Below are 22538 nucleotides of genomic sequence, written 5' to 3' on the forward strand. Positions count from 1 at the left end.
GCCCCTGATCACCCCCCTGGCGTAATCGGTCATCGTCACCACGGAAGAGTCGGTGCGGACCATTCGGCTTGACGCAGCAGAGTAACGCTGCGTAACCTCACAGTGAGTTACCAGCCGCGCGGCAGGACCAAGGCCGGCCGCGTCGACACAGTGTCCGGGGAGCTATATGTCCAGCGAATACGCCAAACAGCTCGGGGCCAAGCTCCGGGCCATCCGCACCCAGCAGGGCCTTTCCCTCCACGGTGTCGAGGAGAAGTCCCAGGGTCGCTGGAAGGCCGTGGTGGTCGGTTCGTACGAGCGCGGCGACCGTGCCGTGACCGTACAGCGCCTTGCAGAGTTGGCGGATTTCTACGGGGTTCCGGTGCAGGAGCTGCTGCCGGGCACGACCCCGGGCGGTGCCGCCGAGCCCCCGCCGAAGCTGGTCCTCGACCTGGAGCGGCTGGCCACCGTGCCGGCCGAGAAGGCGGGCCCGCTGCAGCGCTACGCGGCGACCATCCAGTCCCAGCGCGGTGACTACAACGGCAAGGTGCTGTCGATCCGCCAGGACGACCTGCGCACACTGGCCGTCATCTACGACCAGTCCCCCTCGGTCCTGACCGAGCAGCTGATCAGCTGGGGCGTCCTGGACGCGGACGCCCGCCGTGCGGTGGCCACCCACGAAGAGGCCTGAGCCCTGCAACGACTGAGCAGAAACGTGCCGCCGGGGTGGCCGGAACTTGACGGTTCCGGCCACCCCTGCGGTTTTCCGGCGCTCACGTCCTGAGCGGCGTGTCCGCCACCCCCAAGGGGCGCGGGGAAGCGCGACAAGCCCCACACGGCCCGCAGCCGCCCTACAGCCGCACCACCCCACCCATTGGGCACACGAACGCCGGAGGGCCCGCAGCGAGGCACGCTGCGGGCCCTCCGGGCGTTCTGTCGGCTCACGCCTCCCGGCGCAGCGACGGCTTCAACTCCTTCAGACGCCCAAGGAGCCCGTTCACGAACGAGGGCGACTCGTCCGTCGAGAACTCCTTGGCGAGCTGCACCATCTCATCGAGGACGACGGCGTCCGGCGTCTCGTCGACCCAGATCAGCTCGTACGCGCCCAGACGCAGGATGTTGCGGTCGACGACCGGCATCCGGTCCAGCGTCCAGCCCACCGCGTACTGGGCGATCAGCTCGTCGATCCGCTTCGCGTGCACGGCGTAGCCCTCGACCAGCTGCATGGTGTACTCGCTCACCGGCGGCTGCCGGGTGTCGTCCCGGGACAGCCGGATCCAGTCCGCGAGCACGGTCAGGACATCGGCCCCGCGCTGGTCGCCCTCGAAGAGGATCTGGAAGGCACGCTTGCGGGCCGTGTTGCGGGCAGCCACGGTTAGCTGTTCACCCGGCCGAGGTAGTCGCTCGTGCGGGTGTCGACCTTGATCTTCTCACCGGTGGTGATGAAGAGCGGGACCTGGATCTGGTGGCCGGTCTCCAGGGTGGCCGGCTTGGTGCCACCGGTGGAGCGGTCGCCCTGGACACCGGGCTCGGTCTCGGCGATGACCAGCTCGACGGCGGCCGGCAGCTCGACGAAGAGCACCTCGCCCTCGTGCTGCGCGACGGTGGCGGTGAAGCCCTCGATCAGGAAGTTCGCGGCGTCGCCGACGGCCTTCCGGTCGATGTGCAGCTGGTCGTAGGTCTCCATGTCCATGAAGACGAAGTACTCGCCGTCCATGTACGAGAACTGCATGTCGCGCTTGTCGACAGTGGCCGTCTCGACCTTGACGCCGGCGTTGAAGGTCTTGTCGACCACCTTGCCGGACAGCACGTTCTTGAGCTTGGTGCGCACGAATGCGGGGCCCTTGCCGGGCTTGACGTGCTGGAACTCGACGACGGACCAGAGCTGGCCGCCTTCGAGCTTGAGCACCAGGCCGTTCTTGAGGTCGTTCGTGGAAGCCACGGTTGCGGAATCTCCTGGACTGACGTGGACGACCCCGGGGCACGCACTTTGCCTAGAGTGCGAGCAGCTCCTTGGTCGTGATGGTGAGTAGCTCGGGTCCGCCGTCCGCCTCGGGGCGCACGACGAGCGTGTCATCGATCCGGACGCCGCCCCGGCCCGGGAGGTGGACCCCCGGTTCGACGGTGACCGGCACGCAAGCGTCCAGTTTACCCATGGCTGAAGGGGCGAGCTGCGGGTCCTCGTCGATTTCGAGTCCGACACCGTGTCCGGTGAGGGGCTGGAGGCCTTCCGCATAGCCCGCGGAGTCCAGTACCTGGCGGGCGGCGCGGTCGACGTCGCGGTAGGCGGCGCCGGGTACCAGGCTCTCCCGGCCGGCCCGCTGGGCGGCGAAGACGAGGTCGTAGAGCTCGATCTGCCAGTCGGCGGGCGAGGTGCCGATGACGAAGGTACGGCCGATCTCGCAGCGGTAGCCGCGGTAGGTGGCGCCGAGGCAGACGGAGAGGAAGTCGCCCTCCTCGACCCTGCGGTCGGTGGGGCGGTGGCCGCGGCGGCCGGAGTTCGGGCCGGTCGCCACGGAGGTGGGGAAGGCCGGGCCGTCGGCACCGTGGTCGACCAGGCGGCGCTCCAGTTCCAGGGCGAGGTGGCGTTCGGTACGGCCGACGAGGATCGACTCCAGCAGCTCGCCGAGGGCCTGGTCGGCGATCTCGGCGCCGATGCGGAGGCAGGAGATCTCCTCCTCGTCCTTGACGACCCTGAGCTGCTCGACGGCGCTGCCCAGGTCGGCCAGGCGGAGGCCGGGGGCGACTGAGGCGAGGGCGCGGTGCCGGGCCACGGTGAGGTGGTGCTCCTCGACGGCGAGGGCGTCGGTGTCCTGGGCGGCGGCGAGGTCGGCGGCGGCCACGGCGGGGTCACCGCCGGGGCCCTTGAGGAGGTGCGGCCGCAGGGACTCGTCGGGGCGGGCCTCGGTGGGGCGGTCGTCGGGCGGGCCGGGGCAGACGAGGAGATCCTCGCGCTTGCCGAGGAGCAGGACGGAGCCGGTGGGGGCGGCGCCGGCGAGGTATCGCACGTTGGCCGGGTGCGAGATGACGGCGGACTGGCTGCCGGCCGCGTGGCAGCGTTCCCTCAGCCTGGTTCGGCGGGCCGCGTACACGTCTGACATGAGTCGAGCGTAGGAGGGGTGGGCGTTTTGTGCCGGTTGGAGGGGGCCGAGTGGGGTGGCGGGGCGCCGTTGTCGGGTGCGGGACCGTGGGTTTTCTGCGCAGTTCCCCGCGCCCCTAGGGGGGAGATCGGCCGGCCTTCGGGTGCGGGGCGATGGGGGTTACTCGCGTAGTTCCCCGCGCCCCTCGGGGGAGACCGGCCGGCCTTCGGGTGCGGGGTGGTGGGGGGATGCTCGCGCAGTTCCCCGCGCTCCTAGGGGAGAGACCGGCTGGCCGTCAGCTGTAGGGCGGTCTACCAGTTCGGGGGGCTGGCTATCGCTCTGGCGAGGACGTCGTCGAGGACTCGGGCTGTGGTGGGGACGTCCAGTTGGGAGTTGTCGACGATCGGGAGGCCCGAGCCGTACCAGCCCGCCATGCGGCCGTGGATGCGGGCCACCTCCTCGTCGGTGAGACGGCGGTTGCCGGTGCGTTCCGCGTTGCGCTCCAGGACGATGTCGAGGCCGGGGAGGAGGACGACGGGGAGCAGGCCGGGGCCGACGTGCCGCTTCCAGCCGCCGAGGCCGACGACCGGGCGGTCCGGGAAGACCGCGTCGTCGAGGATGCACGAGATGCCGTTGGCCAGGAAGTTGCGCGCGGCGAAGCCGCAGGTGCGGCGGGCCAGGCGGTACTGGGCCTCGGAGTGGTCGTTCCAGCCGGACTGGGGGTCGGCGAAGCCCGAGCGGACCCACTCGCGGACGTCGTCGAGGCTGATGTGGGCGGTGGGCACCCGGCGGTGGTCGGCCCAGTACTTGGCCACGCTGGTCTTGCCCGCGCCGGCCGGGCCGATGAGGAGGACGGCCAGGGTGGTGGTGGTCGGGTCGGGCGCCATGGTGGCGGCCGGGGGCGCGGTCGGAATGCCCACCGGGGCGCCCGGCGGCAGCGGGACGTGGCCCGTGGTGTCGGGCGGCGGGGGGCTCGGCGGGCCTGACGGCTGCGGCGGTGCGGCCGGTGGGGGCGGCACGGGTGCGGGCCCCTGGGGTGCTCCCGGATGGTGTGCGGCCGGCTGCCAGCCGGTCGGTCCCTGCCCCGGTCGATGGGGCGGCGGCAGCGGAGATCCCACTGCGTGCTGCATCCGGTGCCACTCCGTCTCGTCATGTTCGTCCGCGCTCGCTACCGAACGGTACCGCCCCCGGCCGTCGTTTGGTGAAACGGCCGGGGGCGGTCCGAAGTGCCCGTCCCACGAGGTGAATCGGGCGGCGGGAGCAGCGGCGGACCTACTGCCCGACCTCGCCGTACGCGGCGAGCAGCACGGCCGGGTCGGGGCCCTCCAGGACGGTCGGCTTGGCGAGGCCGTCCAGGACGATGAAGCGGAGGAGGTCGCCGCGGGACTTCTTGTCGACCTTCATCGTCTCGACCAGCTTGGGCCACTGGTCGTAGCGGTAGTGGAGGGGGAGGCCGACGGATTCGAGGATCGTGCGGTGGCGGTCGGCCGTCGCGTCGTCCAGGCGGCCGGCCAGCCGGCCCAGCTCGGCGGCGAAGTGCATGCCGACGGCGACCGCGGCGCCGTGCCGCCACTTGTAGCGCTCGTTCTTCTCGATGGCGTGGCCGAGCGTGTGGCCGTAGTTCAGGATCTCGCGCAGGCCCGATTCCTTGAGGTCGCTGGAGACGACCTCCGCCTTCACCCGGATGGAGCGCTCGATCAGTTCGGCCGTGTGCGGGCCCGCCGGGGTGCGCGCGGCCTCGGGGTCGGACTCGATGAGGTCCAGGATCACCGGGTCGGCGATGAAGCCGGCCTTGATGATCTCGGCGAGCCCGGAGACGTAGTCGTTGACCGGGAGCGAGTCGAGGGCGGCCAGGTCGCACAGGACGCCGGCCGGCGGGTGGAAGGCGCCGACCAGGTTCTTGCCCTCGGCCGTGTTGATGCCGGTCTTGCCGCCGACCGCCGCGTCCACCATGGCGAGGACGGTGGTGGGGACGGCGATCCAGCGAACGCCCCGCAGCCAGGTGGCGGCCACGAAACCGGCCAGGTCCGTCGTCGCCCCGCCGCCCACACCGACGACGACGTCGGAGCGGGTGAAGCCGGACTGGCCAAGCGCCTTCCAGCAGTAGGCGGCGACCTCGGCGGTCTTGGCCTCCTCCGCGTTCGGCACCTGGATGGCGACGGCCTCGTAGCCCTGCCCGGCCAGGTCGGCGCGGAGCGCGTCCCCGGTCTCGGCGAGCGCCTCGGGGTGCACGACGGCGACCCGCTTGGCCTTCTCGCCGATCAATCCGCCCAGTTCGCCGAGGAGTTGGCGGCCCACCAGGACCTCGTACGGCTCGGTGCCTGCCGTGCCGCCGACCTGGATCCGGGTGACTGCCTCGCTCATGCTTCCTTCAACTCCAGTGCGTCCAGGGCTGCTTGGGTGACCTCTTCGGGCGTACGGTCGTCGGTCGCGACCACGGCGGTGGCGACCTCCTCGTACAGGTGCCGCCGGGCTTCCATCAGCTCGCGCCACTGCTTGCGCGGGTTGATGGCGAGCAGCGGCCGGGCCGCGTTCAGCCCGGTGCGCCTGACGGCCTCCTCGACGTCCATCGAGAGGTAGACCACCTGTCGGCCGGCGAGCAGGCCGCGGGTCTCCGCGTCGAGGATCGCGCCCCCGCCGAGCGCGAGGACCCCCTCGTGCTCGGCCAGCGCCACCCGCACCGCCCGCTTCTCGATCGCCCGGAACACCGGCTCGCCCTCGGCCACGAAGATGTCCGCGATGGCGCGGCCCTCGGCGGTGACGATGTCCTCGTCGGTGTCCCGGTAGCCGACGCCGAGCCGCTCGGCGAGCAGCTGCCCGACCGTGGACTTTCCGACGCCCATCGGTCCGACCAGCACCACCCTCGGTGTGCCGGTCACCGGATCGCCAGGTGGTCGAGGTACGACCGCACGTTCCGGCTGGTCTCGGCGACCGAGTCGCCGCCGAACTTCTCCGCGACCGCGTCCGCGAGGACGAGCGCGACCATGGCCTCGGCGACGATGCCGGCGGCCGGCACGGCGGAGACGTCGGAGCGCTGGTGGTGGGCCTGGGTGGCCTCGCCGGTGCTGACGTCGACGGTCTGCAGGGCACGCGGCACGGTCGCGATCGGCTTCATCGCGGCCCGGACCCGCAGCAGCTCGCCGGTGGACAGACCGCCCTCGGTGCCGCCGGCGCGGCCGGAGACGCGGCGGAGGCCCTCGGGCGTGTTCACGATCTCGTCGTGGGCCTTGGAGCCGGGCACCCGGGCCAGCTCGAAGCCGTCGCCGATCTCGACGCCCTTGATGGCCTGGATGCCCATCAGGGCCCCGGCGAGCCGGGCGTCCAGCTTGCGGTCCCAGTGCACGTGGGAGCCGAGGCCGACCGGGACGCCGTACGCGACCACCTCGACCACACCGCCGAGGGTGTCGCCGTCCTTGTGGGCCTGGTCGACCTCCGCGACCATCGCCTTGGACGTGTCGGCGTCCAGGCAGCGCAGCGGGTCGGCGTCCAGCTTCTCGACGTCGGCCGGGACGGGGTACACGCCGGCCGGGGCCTTGACGGAGCAGAGCTCGACGACGTGCGAGACGATCTCGATGCCGGCCGTCTCCTTCAGGTACGACCGGGCGACGGCGCCGAGCGCCACCCGGGCCGCGGTCTCCCGGGCGGAGGCGCGCTCCAGGATCGGCCGGGCCTCGTCGAAGCCGTACTTCTGCATGCCGGCGAGGTCGGCGTGGCCGGGACGGGGCCGGGTGAGCGGGGCGTTGCGGGCGAGTCCGGCGAGGATCTCTGGGTCGACCGGGTCGGCCGCCATGACCTGTTCCCACTTGGGCCACTCGGAGTTGCCCACCATGATCGCGACCGGGGAGCCGAGGGTCAGACCGTGCCGGACGCCGCCGAGGAAGGTGACCTCGTCACGCTCGAACTTCATGCGCGCACCGCGGCCATAGCCGAGCCGCCGCCGCGCCAGGTGGTCGGCGACCATCTCGGTCGTGATCGGCACGCCGGCGGGAAGGCCCTCCAGCGTCGCGACAAGTGCGGGACCGTGGGACTCCCCCGCGGTCAGCCAACGCAGCCTGCTCAACGATGCTCCTCAGTGCTCGCGCCCTGGTACTGCCCTGGGTACGCGTGTCCTCGCGTACGGCGACGGCCCGACCGGGTGCGCGGCCCCGGTCCGCCACTCCGATCCTCCCACGTCCGGGCGCTGGACCCGGCCGCCGGTCCAGCAGTCGGACGCCGACCTGCCTGTTCGGCGCCCCGGCGAGGGGCAGAGGTCTGCGCCGATGTGCGGCCGCCGCCGCGGGCGAACGGGTCCGGCGCCGGCTCTTCAGCGGAGCCCTCAGCGCTCGGCGAGCGCCTTCTCCCCGGCCCGGCGCATGGCGTCCAACGGGGCCGGGGCGCGACCGGTCATCTGCTCGACCTGGAGCACGGCCTGGTGCACGAGCAGGTCGAGGCCGCTGACCACGGCGCCCCCGAACATGGACCAGCGAGCGGCCAGGGCGGTGGGCCAGGGGTGGTAGAGGACGTCGAAGAGGGTGGTGGGGCGCTCCGGTACGGCGCCGGCGAGGGCGTCGGTGGTGCCGGCCGGAGTGGTGGCGATCACCAGGGGGGCGTGCAGGGCCTGCTCGGCGTCGGCCCAGTCGGCGGTGCGGACCTCGACGTCGAGCCGCTCGCCCCAGTGCCGCATCTCGGCGGCGCGCTCCTCGCTGCGGACGTAGGCGACGACCTCGCCGGTGCAGATCCGGGCGAGGGCGGCCAGCGCGGAGGAGGCGGTGGCGCCGGCGCCGAGGACGGCGGCGGAGTCGACCTGTTCGATGCCGTGCTCACGGAGCGCGGCGACCATGCCCGGGATGTCGGTGTTGTCGCCGAGCCGGCGTCCGTCCTCGGTGAAGACGACGGTGTTGACCGCGTCGACGGAGGCGGCCGTCTCGCTGATCTCGTCGACCAGCGGGATGACCGCCCGCTTCAGCGGCATGGTCAGCGACAGCCCCGCCCACTCCGGTCCCAGCGTCCCGAGGAAGCCGGGCAGCCGGGCCTCGTCGATCTCGAAGCGCTCGTACGACCAGTCGGCGAGGCCGAGTTCGTCGTACGCGGCCCGGTGCAGCACCGGGGAGAGGGAGTGTGCGATGGGCTTACCGAGCACGGCGGCCCGGCGGGCGTCAGTGGCCCGAGCTGGCATTGAATTTTTCCTTGAGCTTTTCGAATTCGGCGTTAGTCTTGGCGAATTCGGTATTATTGACGCCGTCGGTGGCCACGAAATACATCCAGCCGTCGTCGGTCGGATTCAGTGCCGCCTTCAGTGCGTCCTCGCCGGGGTTACCGATCGGACCGGGCGGAAGACCCTTCTGCGTGTACGTGTTGTACGGGTCCCTGTTGCTGTTGATCTCCGACTCACTGATATGGATGTTGCTGGTGCCCTTCAGGTAGTTGAAGGTCGAGTCGAATTGCAGCAACTGGTTCGTCTCGGTGTTCGTGGTCTTGAGACGGTTGTAGACCACTTCCGCCATCTTGCGGAAGTCGTCGTGCGTCTTCCCTTCGGCCTGGACGAGACTGGCGACCGTGATGACCTGCAGCGGGTTGTCCAGGTCATACTTCTTCGCCTGTGCCACGAGGTCGTAGGTGGCGTACTCCTCCTTGGCCGCGGCGACCATCTGTTTCAGGATCGCATCGGGCTTCATCCCCTTGGCCGCGGGATAGTTACCCGGGTAGAGGAAGCCCTCGAGCGGGTCCATGATCTTGCTGTTGGTGTTCGCGTAGCTCGGCAGGCCCAGGCTCTTGTACTGGGCCTTGGCGACCTTCCGGGTGGTGCCTGCGGAAAGGCCGAGTTTCTTGTCGAGTGCCACATAGACCGCTGCGGCGCGCTCGCCCGGGGTGACGATGACGTTGGCCTGGCTGCTCGGGTCGAGCATCAGCAGGACGCAACTCGCGGCGGACATCTCCTTCTTGAGGGTGTAGGCACCCGCCTGGATCGTGTCGCCCTTCGAGTTCTGCGTCTGCGCGTGGACGAACGCGTCGACGCTCTTGACGACACCGGCCTCCTTCAGCCGCCGCCCGATCTCGTATCCCCCCGCACCCTTGGGGATCTGGACGGTCACGGTCTCGCTGTTGCCACTACCCGCGTAGTCCGGGGCCGTGCCGAAACGATTTTGGTAGAAGTGCCAGCCGTAGTAGCCGACGGTGGCCGCGCCACCGCCGAAGACCAGGCAGACCACCAGGCAGGCGCAGCCGTTGCGGCGCTTCTTGGCCCCCTTGCCGCCCTTGGCGTCCTTGCCGCGGCCACCACCGCGGCGTCCTTTCGGATCGTCGTCGTCCGCGTCGTCGTCGCCGTCGTCCGCGCCCGTGAAGAAGGGGTGCTGCTCTTCCTCCTCCTCGACGGCGGGCTCCGGCTGCGGCTCCGGCTCGGGGTCACGCCTGCGGCCGGGCGGCTCCGGCGGCGGGTAGGCGTCCTCGGTGCCGTAGAAGTCGGGCTGCTCGCCACCGTAGGCGACGGGTTGCTGGCCGTAGGGGTCACCCGGGTCGGCGGCGTAGGGCACCTCGCCGTGGGTGCCGGCCGCGTCCCAGGTGCCCTGGTGGTACTGCTGCGGAGCATGCCCGACGTACTGCTGCTGGTCGTACTGCTGGTCGTACTGCTGCTGACCGTACCCTTCGGCGTACTGGAGTTGGCCCTGCTCGTCGTAGTACGCGTACTGCTGCTGGTCGTACCCGGCCTGCGGGTGCTGGCCCCAGTCGCCGTACTGCTGCTGCGACTGCTGCGGGTAGTGCTGCGGCTGACCGCCGTAGGAGGACTGCTGGCCCACCTGGGCCTGCTGACCGCCCCATCCGTCGTCCCCGTACAACGGGTCCTCCGGATGCCACGGTTCGGAGCCTGGGCCCCGGCCATACTCAGTCATCGATCCCCTAGAGCCGCGAGACGGCGCGTCACGCGGCTGGTGGGCCGGTTGACCGTTCCGCCTCTTACTGTGCGGTGGCTGTTCGAAAACCATCGCATCGCGCGGAACGTTACCGTATCGCGATCAGATGACTACTTCGACGCCCTCGCCGGGTGGTTTACCTGACACCCGTTCGGATTCCAGCGCCTGCTGGAGGATGATCACAGCGGCGGCCTGGTCGATGACCGAGCGGCCCTTCTTGGACTTCACCCCCGAGGCGCGCAGTCCCTGGCTGGCCGTCACGGTCGTCATCCGCTCGTCGACCAGCCGGACCGGCACCGGCTTGATGCCCTTGGCGATCTCCTGAGCGAAGGCCCGCACCTTGACGGCGGCCGGGCCCTCGCCCCCCTTGAGGGAGCGCGGGAGCCCGACGACGACCTCGATCGGTTCGTACTCCTCGACCAGTTGCCGCAGCCGGCGGTGGGCCGCCGGGATGTCCCGGCCGGGAACGGTCTCGACCGGGGTGGCGAGGATCCCGTCGGGATCGCACGAGGCGACCCCGATCCGGGCGTCCCCGACGTCGATCGCGAGCCGACGTCCTCTGCGCATCTCCGACCGTTTCCTTACTTGGCCGACTCGTCGACGAGGCGCTCGACCGCGTCGATGGCCTCGCCGACCGCGGCCGGGTTCTGGCCACCGCCCTGGGCGACGTCCGGCTTGCCGCCACCGCCGCCGCCGAGCGTCTTGGCGGCGGTGCGGACCAGGTCACCGGCCTTGAGGCCGCGGTCGCGGGCGGCGTCGTTGGTGGCGATGACCGTGAGCGGCTTGCCGTTGTTGACCGTGAACAGGGCGACCACGGCGGCCCGTCCGCCCTGGATCCGGCCGCGCACGTCGAGGACCAGCCTGCGCAGGTCGTCCGGGGTGGTGCCGTCCGGGACCTGCCCGGTGACCACGGCGATCCCGCGGACGTCCTTGGCGGACTCGACCAGACCGCCGGCGGCCTGCAGCACCTTCTCCGCGCGGAACTTCTCGATCTCCTTCTCGGCGTCCTTCAGCTTGCCGAGCATGGCGGAGACCTTCTCCGGGAGCTCCTCCGGACGGCCCTTGATCAGCTCCTGGAGCTGGGCGACGACCGTGTGCTCACGGGCCAGGAAGTTGTAGGCGTCGACCCCGACGAGGGCCTCGATACGGCGCACGCCCGAGCCGATCGAGGACTCGCCGAGCAGCTTCACCAGGCCCAGCTGGGAGGTGTTGTGGACGTGGGTGCCGCCGCACAGCTCCTTGGAGAAGTCGCCGATGGTCACCACGCGGACCCGCTCGCCGTACTTCTCGCCGAACTCGGCGATCGCGCCCTGCTTCTTGGCCTCGTCGATGCCCATGACGTCGGCGCGCACGTCGAGGTCGCGGGCGAGCACCTCGTTGATCTTCTGCTCGACGTCGGTCATCACGGCCGTCGGCACGGCGGACGGCGAGCCGAAGTCGAAGCGGAAGCGGCCGGGCTGGTTCTCGGAACCGGCCTGGGCGGCCGTCGGGCCGAGGGCGTCGCGCAGCGCCTGGTGGGTGAGGTGGGTGGCCGAGTGGGCACGGGCGATGGCGGTCCGGCGGCGCTGGTCGATCGAGGCGTGCGCCTTGGCGCCGACCGTCACCTCGCCGACCTGGACGACGCCCTTGTGCACGTAGACGCCCGGGACCGGCTTCTGGGTGTCGCGGATCTCGATCACGGCACCGGTGTCGACCCTGATCCGGCCGGTGTCGCCGATCTGGCCGCCGCCCTCGGCGTAGAAGGGGGTGCGGTCCAGGACGATCTCGACCTCGTCGCCCTCGGTGGCGGCCGGGGAGGAGGCGCCGTCGACGAGGATGCCGACGATCGTGGTCTCGCCCTCGGTGTCCGAGTAGCCGATGAAGTCCGTCTCGCCGGTCCTGTCGGCGATCTCGCGGTAGGCGCCGGCACCGGCGTGGCCGGTCTTCTTGGCCTGGGCGTCGGCCTTGGCGCGCTCCCGCTGCTCCTTCATCAGGCGGCGGAAGCCCTCCTCGTCCACGGAAAGGCCCTGCTCGGAGGCCATTTCGAGGGTGAGGTCGATCGGGAAGCCCCAGGTGTCGTGGAGCAGGAACGCCTTGTCGCCGGCGAGGACCGAGCCACCGGCGTCCTTGGTCTCGGTGACGGCGGTGTCGAGGATGTTGGTGCCGGCCTTCAGCGTCTTGAGGAAGGCGTTCTCCTCGGCGACGGCGACCTTCTCGATCCGCTCGCGGTCGGTGACCAGCTCGGGGTACTGCTGGCCCATCATCGCGATGACCGTGTCGATCAGGTCGAGGACGACCGGGCCGGTGGCGCCGAGCAGGCGCATGTTGCGGATGGCGCGGCGCATGATGCGGCGCAGGACGTAGCCACGGCCCTCGTTGCCGGGGGTGACGCCGTCGCCGATGAGCATCACCGAGGTGCGCATGTGGTCGGTGACGACCCGCAGCGAGACGTCCGAGGCGTGGGCCTCGCCGTAGTGGACCCCGGTCAGCTCGGTGGCCTTCTTGATGACGGCCATCGAGGTGTCGATCTCGTACATGTTCTGCACGCCCTGCAGAATCATGGCGAGGCGTTCCAGGCCGAGGCCCGTGTCGATGTTCTTGCTGGGCAGCTCGCCGAGGATCTCGAAGTTGTCCTTGCCGATGCCCTCGCCCCGCTCGTACTGCATGAAGACGAGGTTCCAGATCTCCACGTACCGCTCGTCGTTGACGGCGGGGCCGCCCTCGACGCCGAACTCGGGGCCGCGGTCGTAGTTGATCTCGGAACACGGGCCGCAGGGGCCGGGGACGCCCATGGACCAGTAGTTGTCCTTCATGCCGAGGCGCTGGATGCGCTCCTTCGGCACACCGATGACGTCGTGCCAGATGCGCTCGGCCTCGTCGTCGTCCTGGTAGACGGTGATCCAGAGCTTCTCCGGCTCCAGGCCGTAACCGCCCTTGTCCTGGGGGCTGGTGAGCAGCTCCCAGGCGTACTTGATGGCGCCTTCCTTGAAGTAGTCGCCGAACGAGAAGTTGCCGCACATCTGGAAGAAGGTGCCGTGGCGGGTGGTCTTGCCGACCTCTTCGATGTCGGGGGTGCGCACGCACTTCTGCACGCTGGTGGCGCGCGCCCACGGCGGCTTGACCTCGCCGAGGAAGTAGGGCTTGAAGGGCACCATGCCGGCCGGGACGAGGAGCAGAGTCGGATCGTCCGCGATGAGCGACGCCGAAGGGACGACGGTGTGACCGCGCTCCTCGTAGAAGCTCAGCCAGCGGCGGCGGATCTCAGCCGACTCCATCAGTGGTCCTCATTCCGGTTGTACGAGTACGTCGTCCTGTCATCGGCGTACTTCGGGGTGCTGCGGTTCTCGATGGCGGCGAGCCGCCGGGGCGCGGGGAGTTCGGGGTCCGTGTTGATGCCCAGCGCGTCACCCAGCTCTTCCTCCCGCTGGGCCATGTTGTCGCGGACGTCGAGCGCGAAGCCGACCGCCCGGTCCTTGATCCGGTGGCCCGTCTCCAGCGCCTTGGTCGCGGCGGTCGCGGCGAGGCTCTCGGGAGTCAGCTGCTTCAGCTTGCGGTTGACCTTGGTGGTGGCCCAGACACCGGCGGCGACACCGGTGGTGAACCAGAAGGTACGGCGGAACATGTGGCCTGGCTCCTACTTTCCCCGGTTCTTCCGCCGCGCGGCCGGGACCGTCCGGCCCACGATCACCGTACGCCTGGGCTCCTTCACGGGCACGTCCGCCTTGCGGCCGGCCAGCGCCCGGCGCACGCCGTAGCCGAAGGCAGCGACCTTGACCAGCGGGCCGCCGAAGGTGGAGGCGACGGTGGAGGAGAGCGCGGAGGCGTTGGACGTGACTTCCTGGACGTCGGACGCGATCGCGTCGACGCGGTCGATCTGGGTCTGCGCGGAGCGTACGGCCGCGGAGGCGTCGGCGAGCAGCGGGACGGCCTGGTCGGTCACGTCCGCCACGAGCTTGGTGGTCGCCCTGAGCGTCTGGGCCAGCCTCACGAGAGCCACCGCGAGGAAGGAGACCAGGATCGCCCAGAAGACGGCCACCAGGATCCCGGCCACCTCTCCACCGGACACCGTGCGCACCCGCTCCCTGAAACGTGCCTGAACATCGAAAAGTCTGCCCCGAGCCTATCGCGCCGGGGACCGGACTCCGTACCGGATTACCGCGCGCACAGGGCCGGGTCGCGGGAAGCGATTGTACGGACCGAACACGGTTGAGTACGCTCCGTGTCCCATGCGAGGTCCTCAGCGCCCCGGCCCTTCGGCGGACGGCAATCTGCCCCTGGAACTGACCGTCTTCGTGGGTCGCTCGGCCGAACTCGGCGAACTGTCCCGGGCCCTGGAGTCGGGCCGGCTGGTGACGGTGACCGGGGCCGGCGGGGTCGGCAAGTCCCGGCTGGCGGCCCGGGCGGCGGCCGGCGCGGCGCCCCGGGACGGGGTGTGGCGGGTGGAACTGGCGCCGGTGCGGGATCCGGAGTTCGTGGACCACGCGGTCGTGGAGGCGCTCGGTCTGACCGACCACACCACCCGGCTGCCGCGCGAGACGCTCCTCGATCAGCTGGCCGGCCGCCGGATCCTCCTGGTCCTGGACGGGTTCGAGCATCTGGTCGACGCGTGCGCCGGGCTGGTGGTCGAGCTGTTGCGCCGGCTGCCGGACCTGACCGTGCTGGGGGTGGGCCGGCGGCCGCTCGGGGTGGCCGGGGAGCGGCTGTTCCCGCTGGCGCCGCTCGGCGAGGACGAGGCGGTGCGGCTGTTCGCCGAGCGTGCCGGACGGCAGGGGCTGGACGTGCGGGACTGCCCGGAGGTGCGGGAGCTGTGCCGGCGCCTGGAGGGGATCCCGCTGGCGGTCGAGCTGGCGGCGGGGCGGCTGCGGGCGCTGTCGCCGGGGCAGTTGCTGGAGCGGCTCGACGACCGGTTCCGGCTGCTGACCGGTGGCGGACAGGACGCGCTCCCCCGCCACCGGGCGCTGCGCACGGCGATCGGCTGGAGCCATGAACTGTGCACGCCCGCCGAGCGGTTGCTGTGGGCGCGGCTGTCGGTGTTCGCGCAGGCCTTCGACCTGGAGGCCGCCGAGTACGTGTGCAGCGGGGACGGGCTGGCCGCCGAGGAAGTCCTGGACGTGCTGGCGGAGCTGCTCGCCCAGTCGGTGGTGTCCCGGGAGGAGACGCGGTCGGGGGTGCGCTACCGGATGCTCGACACCGTGCGGGCGTACGGCGCGCACTGGCTGGCGGCGACGGGCGACGCGGGGCGGCTGCGGCGCCGGCACCGGGACTGGTACATGGGGCTGGCGACCTGGTGCGAGCTGGAGTGGTTCTCGCCGCGGCAGGCCGGGGTGGCCGCCCGGGTCGAGGCCGAACTGCCGAATCTGCGGGCGGCGCTGGAGCACTGCCTGACCGAGCCGGACGAGGCGCATCTGGGCCAGTGCCTGGCGGGTTCGCTGTGGTTCTGCTGGGCGGGCTGCGGGCGGCTCTCGGAAGGGAGGCGCTGGCTGGAGCGGAGCCTGGAGCTGGACTCGGAGTATCCGCAGTCCCGGCTGAAGGCCTTGTGGGTGCTCGGGTATGTGGCGATCCTCCAGGGCGACGCGGTGCCCGCGCTGGCCGCGCTCCAGGAGTGCCGGGAGGAGGCCGAGCTGCTGGGCGACCCGACGGCGGTGGCGTACGCGGAGCACCGGACCGGCTGTCTGGCCCTGGTCACGGATGACATGGCACGTGCAGAAACGCTGCTGCGCTCCGCCCTCGACCGCTACCAGGAGATCGGCGAGCTCAACAGCAACGTCCTGATGGCCCAGGTCGAGCTGGCGATGGCCAGGGCGTTCCTCGGTGATCCGGCGGACGCGGTGCGGCTGTGCGAGGACGTGCGCCGGGTGTGCGAGGACCACGGCGAGCGCTGGGCCCGCTCGTACGCGCTGTACGTGCTGGCCTACGCGGCCTGGCAGGACGGCGATCACGCGGCGGCCCGGGAGCTGCTGGCCGACTGCCTGGGCCATGCGCACGGCTTCCGGGACCTGCTCGGCTCGGTTCTGTCGATCGAGTTGCTCGCCCTGGTGACGGTGGCGCAGGGCGATCCGGCGGAGGCGGCGGTGCTGCAGGGCGCGGCCGGGCGGATGTGGCCGTCGGTGGGGCTGCCGCTGTTCGGCTCGGCGTACTACAACGCCCCGCACGAGCTGTGCGAGGCGACGGCCCGGCGGGCACTGGGCGACGAGCGGTACGCCGAATGCGTACGGCAGGGGGAGCTGCTGGACCGGGAGGCCGCGGTGACCCGGGCGCTGGAGTACTTCGGGGTACGGCCGCTGGAGGCACTGCCCGTGCCGCGCGAGCCGGTGGGCCGGCACCGGGACGGCGCGGAGGGCGGCGCGGACATGCGGAAGCCCGCCGCCTCGCCCACCCGGAAGGGCGGGGAGACGACGGGCTGACGCTGAGGTGCTACACCCGGCCGGTGATCAGCGGGCGTAGTACTCGACGACGAGCTGCTCGTCGCAGATGACCGGAACTTCCTTGCGGTTCGGCTCGCGGTCCAGGCGGAAGGCCAGGGCGCGGAGGTTCACCTGAAGGTAGCGCGGGGTCTCGCCGTCGGGGGCGAAGCCACCCTCGCGGGCGATCTGGAAGAGCGTCTTGTCCTTCGAGCGGTCACGGACCTGGATGACGTCGTCCGGACGCACGCGGTAGGACGGCTTGTCGACCTTCTGGCCGTTGACCTGGATGTGGCCGTGGACGACCATCTGGCGGGCCTGGTAGATCGTGCGGGCGATGCCCGAACGCAGGACCAGCGCGTCGAGGCGGCGCTCCAGCTCGATGATCAGGGCCTCACCGGTCTTGCCCTGCACCTTGGAGGCACGCTCGTAGGCGCGGACGAGCTGGCGCTCGGACACGTCGTACTGCGCGCGCAGACGCTGCTTCTCCAGCAGACGGACCTTGTAGTCCGAGTTCTGCTTGCGGCCGCGGCCGTGCTCACCCGGCGGGTAGGGGCGGGCCTCGAAGTACTTGACGGCCTTCGGGGTCAGCGCGATGCCGAGGGCACGCGACTTCTTGACCTTGGGGCGGGACTGGTTCGCCACTGTCTCTTTCTTCCTTCTGATATTCGGCTTGTCAGGGTTGAGGGAGGTCGCAATCCGCAGCCGGGGAAACCCGCCGGAACCCGTTGCCGGGCCTGGTGGGCAGCCGCTCCCCTGGTCTGGGCACATACGTGCAGCACGCGAGTGGCCCACCGACCGGTCCCGCCGTGCGGCGGATGGTGGTGGGCTGCCCGCGACACCGTTCGACGGTGCGCGACGCTCCTGGATCCCCCTCGCGGGGGTTCCGGCCGACTGTCCCGCTCTGACAGCGCGGGACTCGGCACTTCGGGGGATTCTACAGGCTGCTCAGGACCGCCTGCGACCGAGGTGCTTCCTGGTCCACTCGACGGCGTCGGCGTAGCGCGCCTCGGCGCCGTGCCGGGTCGGGGCGTAGTACTCGCGGTCCCTGACGGTGTCCGGGGCGTACTGCTGCTCGGCGATGCCCTCGGGCAGGTCGTGCGGGTACACGTACCCCTGGGCGTGGCCGAGCTTGGCGGCGCCCTTGTAGTGGCCGTCGCGCAGGTGCGGGGGCACCTGGCCGGCCAGTCCCCCCCGGACGTCCTCCAGGGCGGCGCCGATCGCGGTGGTCGCGGAGTTGGACTTGGGGGCCAGGGCCAGGGCGATGGTGGCGTGGCTGAGGGTGAGGGCGGCCTCGGGGAAGCCGATCATGGCGACGGCCTGGGCGGCGGCCACGGCTATGGGCAGGGCGTTCGGATCGGCGAGGCCGATGTCCTCGCTCGCCGAGATCATCAGGCGGCGGGCGATGAAGCGGGGGTCCTCGCCGGCCTCGATCATGCGGGCCAGGTAGTGCAGCGCCGCGTCGACGTCGGAGCCCCGGATGGACTTGATGAGGGCGCTGGCGACGTCGTAGTGCTGGTCGCCGTCGCGGTCGTACTTCACCGCGGCCCGGTCGACGACCTCTTCCAGCGTCTGCAGGCCGATCTCCGACTCGCCCTTGTCGAGGGCGGCCCCGGCGGCGGCCTCCAGGGCGGTCAGCGCGCGCCGGGCGTCGCCGCCGGCGATGCGCAGCAGGTGCTCCTCGGTGTCCTCGGGGAGGGCGACGGCGCTCCTGAGGCCGCGCTCGTCGGTCAGGGCCCGCTTGAGGAGGCCCCGGACGTCGTCGTCGGTGAGCGGTTCGAGGGTGAGGAGCAGGGAGCGGGACAGGAGCGGGGAGATCACCGAGAAGTACGGGTTCTCGGTGGTCGCGGCGACCAGGGTGACCCAGCGGTTCTCGACGGCCGGGAGCAGGGAGTCCTGCTGGGCCTTGCTGAAACGGTGGATCTCGTCGAGGAAGAGGACGGTCTCCTTGCCGTAGCCCCCGGTGGCGCGGCGGGCGCCGTCGATGACCGCGCGGACCTCCTTGACGCCGGCGGTGATCGCGGAGAGCTCCACGAACCGCTTGTCGGTCGCCTTGGAGACGACGTACGCGAGGGTCGTCTTGCCGGTGCCGGGCGGCCCCCAGAGGATCACGGACGACGGTCCCGCCGGGCCGCCGGAACCCGCGCCGACCAGTCTGCGCAGCGGCGACCCAGGCTTCAGCAGATGCTGCTGGCCCACCACCTCGTCGATGGTGCGCGGGCGCATCCGCACCGCCAGGGGACTGCCGGTCGGGTCCTTCTCCTGGCGTTCTTCTGCGGCGGCGGTGAACAGGTCGGGTTCCACGCTGAAACCCTAAGTCACGGCACTGACAATCCCGTCCGGGCGGTCGGCGGCCCCGGTCGTCAGCTGGTCCAGAAGTCCCACCAGCGGGTCATGATCAGCATGCCGATGATGCCGATGTGCAGCACCGGGAGCACCCAGGTGAACTCGCCGAAGAAGGACTTCAGCCAGTTCGGGGCGGGCAGGAAGCTCTTGCGGATGTTGAAGGAGGTCACGTACCAGAACATGGTGATCGTGGCGACCCAGGCCAGCGAGCACCACAGGCACAGCGCGTTGATCCGGTACAGGGACTGGAACTGCAGCCAGGTGCAGAAGCCGACGCCGAAGAGCGTGCCGAAGTTGAAGGTCAGCCAGTACCAGCGCGGGAAGCGGGCGCGGGTCAGCAGGCTCATGCCGACGCAGATGACGATGCCGTAGCAGACCAGGCCGAGCATCGGGTTCGGGAAGCCGAAGGCGGCGGCCTGCTTGGACTGCATGACGCTGCCGCAGGAGACCACCGGGTTGAGGCTGCAGCCGGGGGTGAACGTCTTGCCCGCGATCTTGGCTTCCAGCAGCTTGAACTTGTCGATCGTGATGACCCACGCGGCCAGCAGTCCGGCGGCGCCGGTGATGATCAGCAGCAGCGAGAAGGCGAGACTGCCGCCCTCGGTGCGCGGTGCCGCGGAGGCGTGCTCGGGCTCGGGCTCGGTGGAGACGTCCTTGACTGTCGTCTTGCTCATCACGCCGATTCCGTCTGTTTGAGAGTTGGAACTTCTTCGGGCAGGGGCCATTGTGCCGCACGAGGCGCCCCGTCCACCGTTCGGTGGACATAAGGAAGTACGCACGGCCGTCCCGGAGAGCCCGGTTCCGGCCGATGATCGGGGTCATGACAGCACACGGGTACGAACTCGCGGTGGACGTCCGCGGACTGCGCAAGCGGTACGGCGACGTGACCGCGGTGGACGGCATCGACCTGGGCATCCGGCGGGGCGAGGTGTTCGGCCTGCTCGGACCCAACGGGGCGGGCAAGAGCACGACGGTGGAGATCCTCCAGGGCAACCGGAGCCGGGACGCGGGCGAGGTGTCGGTCCTGGGCGCGGACCCGGCGACGGGCACGCGCGCGTGGCGGTCCCGGGTGGGAATCGTCTGGCAGGACGAATCGGCGCCCGCCGAGTTGACGGTCCGCGAGACGGTACGGCATTTCGCGCACTACTACCCGCGGCCGCGCGACCCGGAGCAGGTGATCGGCCTGGTCGGTCTGGAGGCCAAGGCGGACAGCCGGATCAAGTCCCTGTCGGGCGGCCAGCGCCGCCGCCTGGACGTGGCGCTCGGCGTGATCGGCGACCCGGAGCTCCTGCTGCTGGACGAGCCGACGACCGGTTTCGACCCGGCGGCCCGGCGCCGGTTCTGGGACCTGATCCGGCTGCTCGCGGACGAGGGCACGACGATCCTGCTGACCACCCACTACCTGGAGGAGGCGGAGGCGCTCGCCGACCGGCTGGCGATCCTCGCCGGCGGCCGGGTGGTCGCCGAGGGCGAGCCGCAGGCGCTGCGGGACCGTTTCGGCACCGGCGCCGCCGTCGAGTGGACCGAGCCCGACGGCACGGCGCGCACGGAGCACACCGAGACCCCGACCAGGACGGTCGCCGGGCTGATGCGCCGCTTCGACGGCGAGATCCCCGGGCTGCGGGTGAGCCGCCCCACCCTGGAGGACGTCTACCTCCGCCTGACCGGACAGGAGACCGTGCGATGACAGACCGGGCGACGACCACGACGACCACCGTGTCCGTACGGGCCCGCGGCGGCGACGGACGCCTGCCCGGCGCCTGGGCCCTGGGCCTGCGCAGGGGCGCCCTGGAGATCAGGCAGTTCTTCCGCCAGCGCGACCAGGTGGTCTTCACCTTCTCCTTCCCGGTCGTCTTCCTCTTCCTGTTCGCGTCGATCTTCCACGACGACGTCCAGGGCAGCGGTGTCACGGCCTCCCAGCTCTACGTGCCCGCCATGATGGCCTCCGGGATCATGTCCACCAGCTTCCAGTCGCTGGGCATCTCGATCGCGGTCGAACGCGACGAGAAGGCCCTGCGCCGGCTGCGCGGGACGCCGATGCCGGCGGCCGCGTACTTCCTCGGCAAGATCTGGCTGGTTCTCTTCACGGGCGTGCTGGAGACGGCGATCCTGCTCGCCGTGGGCACGACGCTGTACGACGTCCCGCTGCCCACCTCCGCGGCCCGCTGGCTGGACTTCGCATGGATCTTCGTGCTGGGGCTGACCGGGTGCGCGCTGCTCGGCATCGCGATCAGCTCGGTGCCCAGGTCGGCGAAGAGCGCCAGCTCGGTGGTCGTACTCCCCTTCCTGGTCCTCCAGTTCATCTCCGGGGTGTACATCTCGGTCGACAGCGTCCCGGGCTGGATGCTGGACCTGGGCGCCCTGTTTCCGCTGAAGTGGCTGTGCCAGGGGCTGCGCGGGGTGTTCCTGCCCGACTCGGCGAAGGTCCTGGAGCAGGCGGGCGACTGGGAGTTCGGACGGATCGCCCTGGTGCTGGCCGCCTGGTGCGTCGGAGGACTGGCGCTGTGCCTGCTGACCTTCCGCTGGAAGACCCGGCGCGACGGATGACCGGCGGGGGGCGGCGGGGGGCGGTGAACTCCCACCGCCCCCGGGCGGTCAGCCCAGTCGGGACTCCAGTTCCGCCACGATCTCGTTGACGCCGATCGCCGACTGCTCGCCGGACTCCATGTCCTTCAGCTGGACGACGCCCTCGGCGAGGTCGCGCTCGCCGGCGACGATCGTGTAGCGGGCGCCGCTGCGGTTGGCGTTCTTCATGGCGCCCTTGAGCCCCTTGGCACCGTAGGAGAAGTCCGCCGCGATGCCGACCCGGCGCAGCTCCGTGACCTTCGCGAAGAGCACGCGCCGCGCCTCCTCGCCGAGCGGCACCGCGAAGACGCTGGTGGCGGACGGGATGTCGAGTTCGACACCCTCGGCCTCCAGGGCGAGGACCGTGCGGTCGACGCCGAGGGCCCAGCCGACGGAGGGCAGCGCGGGGCCGCCGATCATCTCCGACAGGCCGTCGTAGCGGCCGCCGCCGCCCACCGCGGACTGGGAGCCCAGGCCGTCGTGGACGAACTCGAAGGTGGTGCGGGTGTAGTAGTCGAGGCCCCGGACCAGCTTCGGGTCGTCCTCGAAGGCGACGCCCGCGGCCGTGATCAGCTCGCGGACCTCCTCGTGGTACGCCTTGCAGGCGTCGCAGAGGTAGTCGCGCAGGAGAGGCGCGTCGCCCAGCTGCTTCTGGACCGACTCGCGCTTGTCGTCCAGGACGCGCAGAGGGTTGATCTCGGCCCGGCGCAGGGTGTCCTCGTCCAGGTCGAGGCCGCGCAGGAAGTCCTGGAGGGCCGCGCGGTACACCGGGCGGCACTCCTTGTCGCCCAGGCTGTTGAGCAGGATGCGGAAGTTGCTCAGGCCCAGCGAGCGGTACGCCTGGTCGGCCAGGATGATCAGCTCGGCGTCCAGGGCCGGGTCCTCGGCACCGATCGCCTCGGCACCGACCTGCGAGAAGTGGCGGTAACGGCCCTTCTGCGGGCGCTCGTAGCGGTAGTACGAGCCGGAGTACCAGAGCTTGACGGGGAGGTTTCCGGCCTTGTGGAGGTTGGCCTCCAGGGCGGCGCGCAGCACGGAGGCCGTGCCTTCGGGGCGCAGGGCCAGCTTGTCGCCGCCCTTCGTCTCGAACGCGTACATCTCCTTGGTCACGATGTCGGTGGACTCGCCGACACCGCGCGCGAAGAGCTCGACGCTCTCGAAGCCCGGGGTCTCGATGTAGCCGTAGCCGGAGTTGCGCAGCGGCGCGGCGATCGCCTCGCGGACGGCCAGGTACTTGGCGCTCTCCGGCGGGATCAGGTCGTACGTACCCTTGGGGGCCTGAAAAGTGCTCACGGAAGGTC

At 71.0% G+C, this 22538-nt stretch carries 21 protein-coding genes; 4 read left to right on the forward strand and 17 right to left on the reverse strand.

The window, feature by feature from the left end:
• The first annotated feature begins 166 nt into the window (after positions 1-166).
• Positions 167-670, forward strand: a complete 504-nt coding sequence (gene bldD / locus IEZ11_RS22350; protein WP_014671524.1) for a transcriptional regulator BldD — start codon at positions 167-169, stop codon at positions 668-670.
• A 250-nt stretch (positions 671-920) separates the two neighbouring features.
• Here bldD and nusB read toward each other — a convergent pair whose 3' ends face one another.
• The 13 genes from nusB to IEZ11_RS22415 all read right to left on the reverse strand — a co-directional run bounded on the left by nusB (position 921) and on the right by IEZ11_RS22415 (position 14000).
• Positions 921-1352: a transcription antitermination factor NusB gene (gene nusB, locus IEZ11_RS22355; protein ID WP_189264621.1), complete on the reverse strand. Its 432-nt coding sequence runs from the start codon at positions 1350-1352 to the stop codon at positions 921-923.
• 2 nt (positions 1353-1354) lie between these two features.
• Positions 1355-1921: an elongation factor P gene (gene efp, locus IEZ11_RS22360; RefSeq protein WP_189264622.1), complete on the reverse strand. Its 567-nt coding sequence runs from the start codon at positions 1919-1921 to the stop codon at positions 1355-1357.
• Between the two features lie 52 nt (positions 1922-1973).
• On the reverse strand, positions 1974-3080 hold the full coding sequence (locus tag IEZ11_RS22365) for an aminopeptidase P family protein (protein WP_189264623.1): 1107 nt from the start codon (positions 3078-3080) through the stop codon (positions 1974-1976).
• 290 nt (positions 3081-3370) lie between these two features.
• Positions 3371-4189, reverse strand: a complete 819-nt coding sequence (locus IEZ11_RS22370; RefSeq protein WP_189264624.1) for a Pro-rich N-terminal domain-containing protein — start codon at positions 4187-4189, stop codon at positions 3371-3373.
• Between the two features lie 142 nt (positions 4190-4331).
• On the reverse strand, positions 4332-5423 hold the full coding sequence (gene aroB / locus IEZ11_RS22375) for a 3-dehydroquinate synthase (protein ID WP_189264625.1): 1092 nt from the start codon (positions 5421-5423) through the stop codon (positions 4332-4334).
• On the reverse strand, positions 5420-5902 hold the full coding sequence (locus IEZ11_RS22380; protein ID WP_189264905.1) for a shikimate kinase: 483 nt from the start codon (positions 5900-5902) through the stop codon (positions 5420-5422). The genes aroB and IEZ11_RS22380 overlap by 4 nt, the downstream gene beginning before the upstream one ends.
• 32 nt (positions 5903-5934) lie before the next feature.
• Positions 5935-7119 (reverse strand): chorismate synthase, encoded by a 1185-nt coding sequence (gene aroC / locus IEZ11_RS22385; RefSeq protein ID WP_189264626.1) that lies wholly within the window; start codon positions 7117-7119, stop codon positions 5935-5937.
• Between the two features lie 255 nt (positions 7120-7374).
• Entirely contained in the window at positions 7375-8214 is an 840-nt protein-coding gene (locus IEZ11_RS22390; RefSeq protein ID WP_189264627.1) for a shikimate dehydrogenase, read from the reverse strand.
• Complete coding sequence (gene mltG, locus IEZ11_RS22395; protein ID WP_189264628.1) at positions 8195-9925, reverse strand: endolytic transglycosylase MltG; 1731 nt, start codon at positions 9923-9925, stop codon at positions 8195-8197. Before mltG ends, IEZ11_RS22390 begins: the two co-directional genes overlap by 20 nt.
• A gap of 123 nt (positions 9926-10048) precedes the next feature.
• On the reverse strand, positions 10049-10513 hold the full coding sequence (gene ruvX, locus IEZ11_RS22400) for a Holliday junction resolvase RuvX (protein ID WP_189264629.1): 465 nt from the start codon (positions 10511-10513) through the stop codon (positions 10049-10051).
• Between the two features lie 14 nt (positions 10514-10527).
• Positions 10528-13200 carry an alanine--tRNA ligase gene (alaS, locus tag IEZ11_RS22405; protein WP_189264630.1) on the reverse strand — a complete coding sequence of 891 codons (2673 nt, stop codon included), beginning with the start codon at positions 13198-13200 and terminating at the stop codon, positions 10528-10530.
• Positions 13200-13547 carry a hypothetical protein gene (locus tag IEZ11_RS22410; RefSeq protein WP_189264631.1) on the reverse strand — a complete coding sequence of 116 codons (348 nt, stop codon included), beginning with the start codon at positions 13545-13547 and terminating at the stop codon, positions 13200-13202. The genes alaS and IEZ11_RS22410 overlap by 1 nt, the downstream gene beginning before the upstream one ends.
• 12 nt (positions 13548-13559) lie before the next feature.
• Positions 13560-14000, reverse strand: a complete 441-nt coding sequence (locus IEZ11_RS22415) for a DUF948 domain-containing protein (protein WP_189264632.1) — start codon at positions 13998-14000, stop codon at positions 13560-13562.
• A 151-nt stretch (positions 14001-14151) separates the two neighbouring features.
• Between IEZ11_RS22415 and IEZ11_RS22420 the strand changes: the two genes are divergently transcribed.
• Positions 14152-16329: an ATP-binding protein gene (locus IEZ11_RS22420; RefSeq protein ID WP_189264633.1), complete on the forward strand. Its 2178-nt coding sequence runs from the start codon at positions 14152-14154 to the stop codon at positions 16327-16329.
• A gap of 27 nt (positions 16330-16356) precedes the next feature.
• Here the strand turns inward: IEZ11_RS22420 and rpsD are convergent, their stop codons facing one another.
• The 3 genes from rpsD to IEZ11_RS22435 all read right to left on the reverse strand — a co-directional run bounded on the left by rpsD (position 16357) and on the right by IEZ11_RS22435 (position 19346).
• Positions 16357-16971, reverse strand: a complete 615-nt coding sequence (gene rpsD / locus IEZ11_RS22425; protein WP_089103239.1) for a 30S ribosomal protein S4 — start codon at positions 16969-16971, stop codon at positions 16357-16359.
• Positions 16972-17274: 303 nt separating this feature from the next.
• Positions 17275-18630, reverse strand: a complete 1356-nt coding sequence (locus IEZ11_RS22430) for a replication-associated recombination protein A (RefSeq protein WP_189264634.1) — start codon at positions 18628-18630, stop codon at positions 17275-17277.
• Positions 18631-18689: 59 nt separating this feature from the next.
• Positions 18690-19346, reverse strand: a complete 657-nt coding sequence (locus IEZ11_RS22435; protein ID WP_189264635.1) for a vitamin K epoxide reductase family protein — start codon at positions 19344-19346, stop codon at positions 18690-18692.
• Between the two features lie 146 nt (positions 19347-19492).
• Between IEZ11_RS22435 and IEZ11_RS22440 the strand changes: the two genes are divergently transcribed.
• Both IEZ11_RS22440 and IEZ11_RS22445 read left to right on the forward strand, forming a co-directional pair.
• Complete coding sequence (locus IEZ11_RS22440) at positions 19493-20359, forward strand: ABC transporter ATP-binding protein (protein ID WP_189264636.1); 867 nt, start codon at positions 19493-19495, stop codon at positions 20357-20359.
• Complete coding sequence (locus IEZ11_RS22445; protein WP_189264637.1) at positions 20356-21219, forward strand: ABC transporter permease; 864 nt, start codon at positions 20356-20358, stop codon at positions 21217-21219. Before IEZ11_RS22440 ends, IEZ11_RS22445 begins: the two co-directional genes overlap by 4 nt.
• A gap of 48 nt (positions 21220-21267) precedes the next feature.
• Here the strand turns inward: IEZ11_RS22445 and hisS are convergent, their stop codons facing one another.
• Positions 21268-22530: a histidine--tRNA ligase gene (hisS, locus tag IEZ11_RS22450; protein ID WP_189264638.1), complete on the reverse strand. Its 1263-nt coding sequence runs from the start codon at positions 22528-22530 to the stop codon at positions 21268-21270.
• Positions 22531-22538: the final 8 nt, after the last annotated feature.

The organism is Streptomyces fuscichromogenes (genome assembly GCF_014645815.1).
Taxonomy (GTDB): domain Bacteria; phylum Actinomycetota; class Actinomycetes; order Streptomycetales; family Streptomycetaceae; genus Streptomyces; species Streptomyces fuscichromogenes.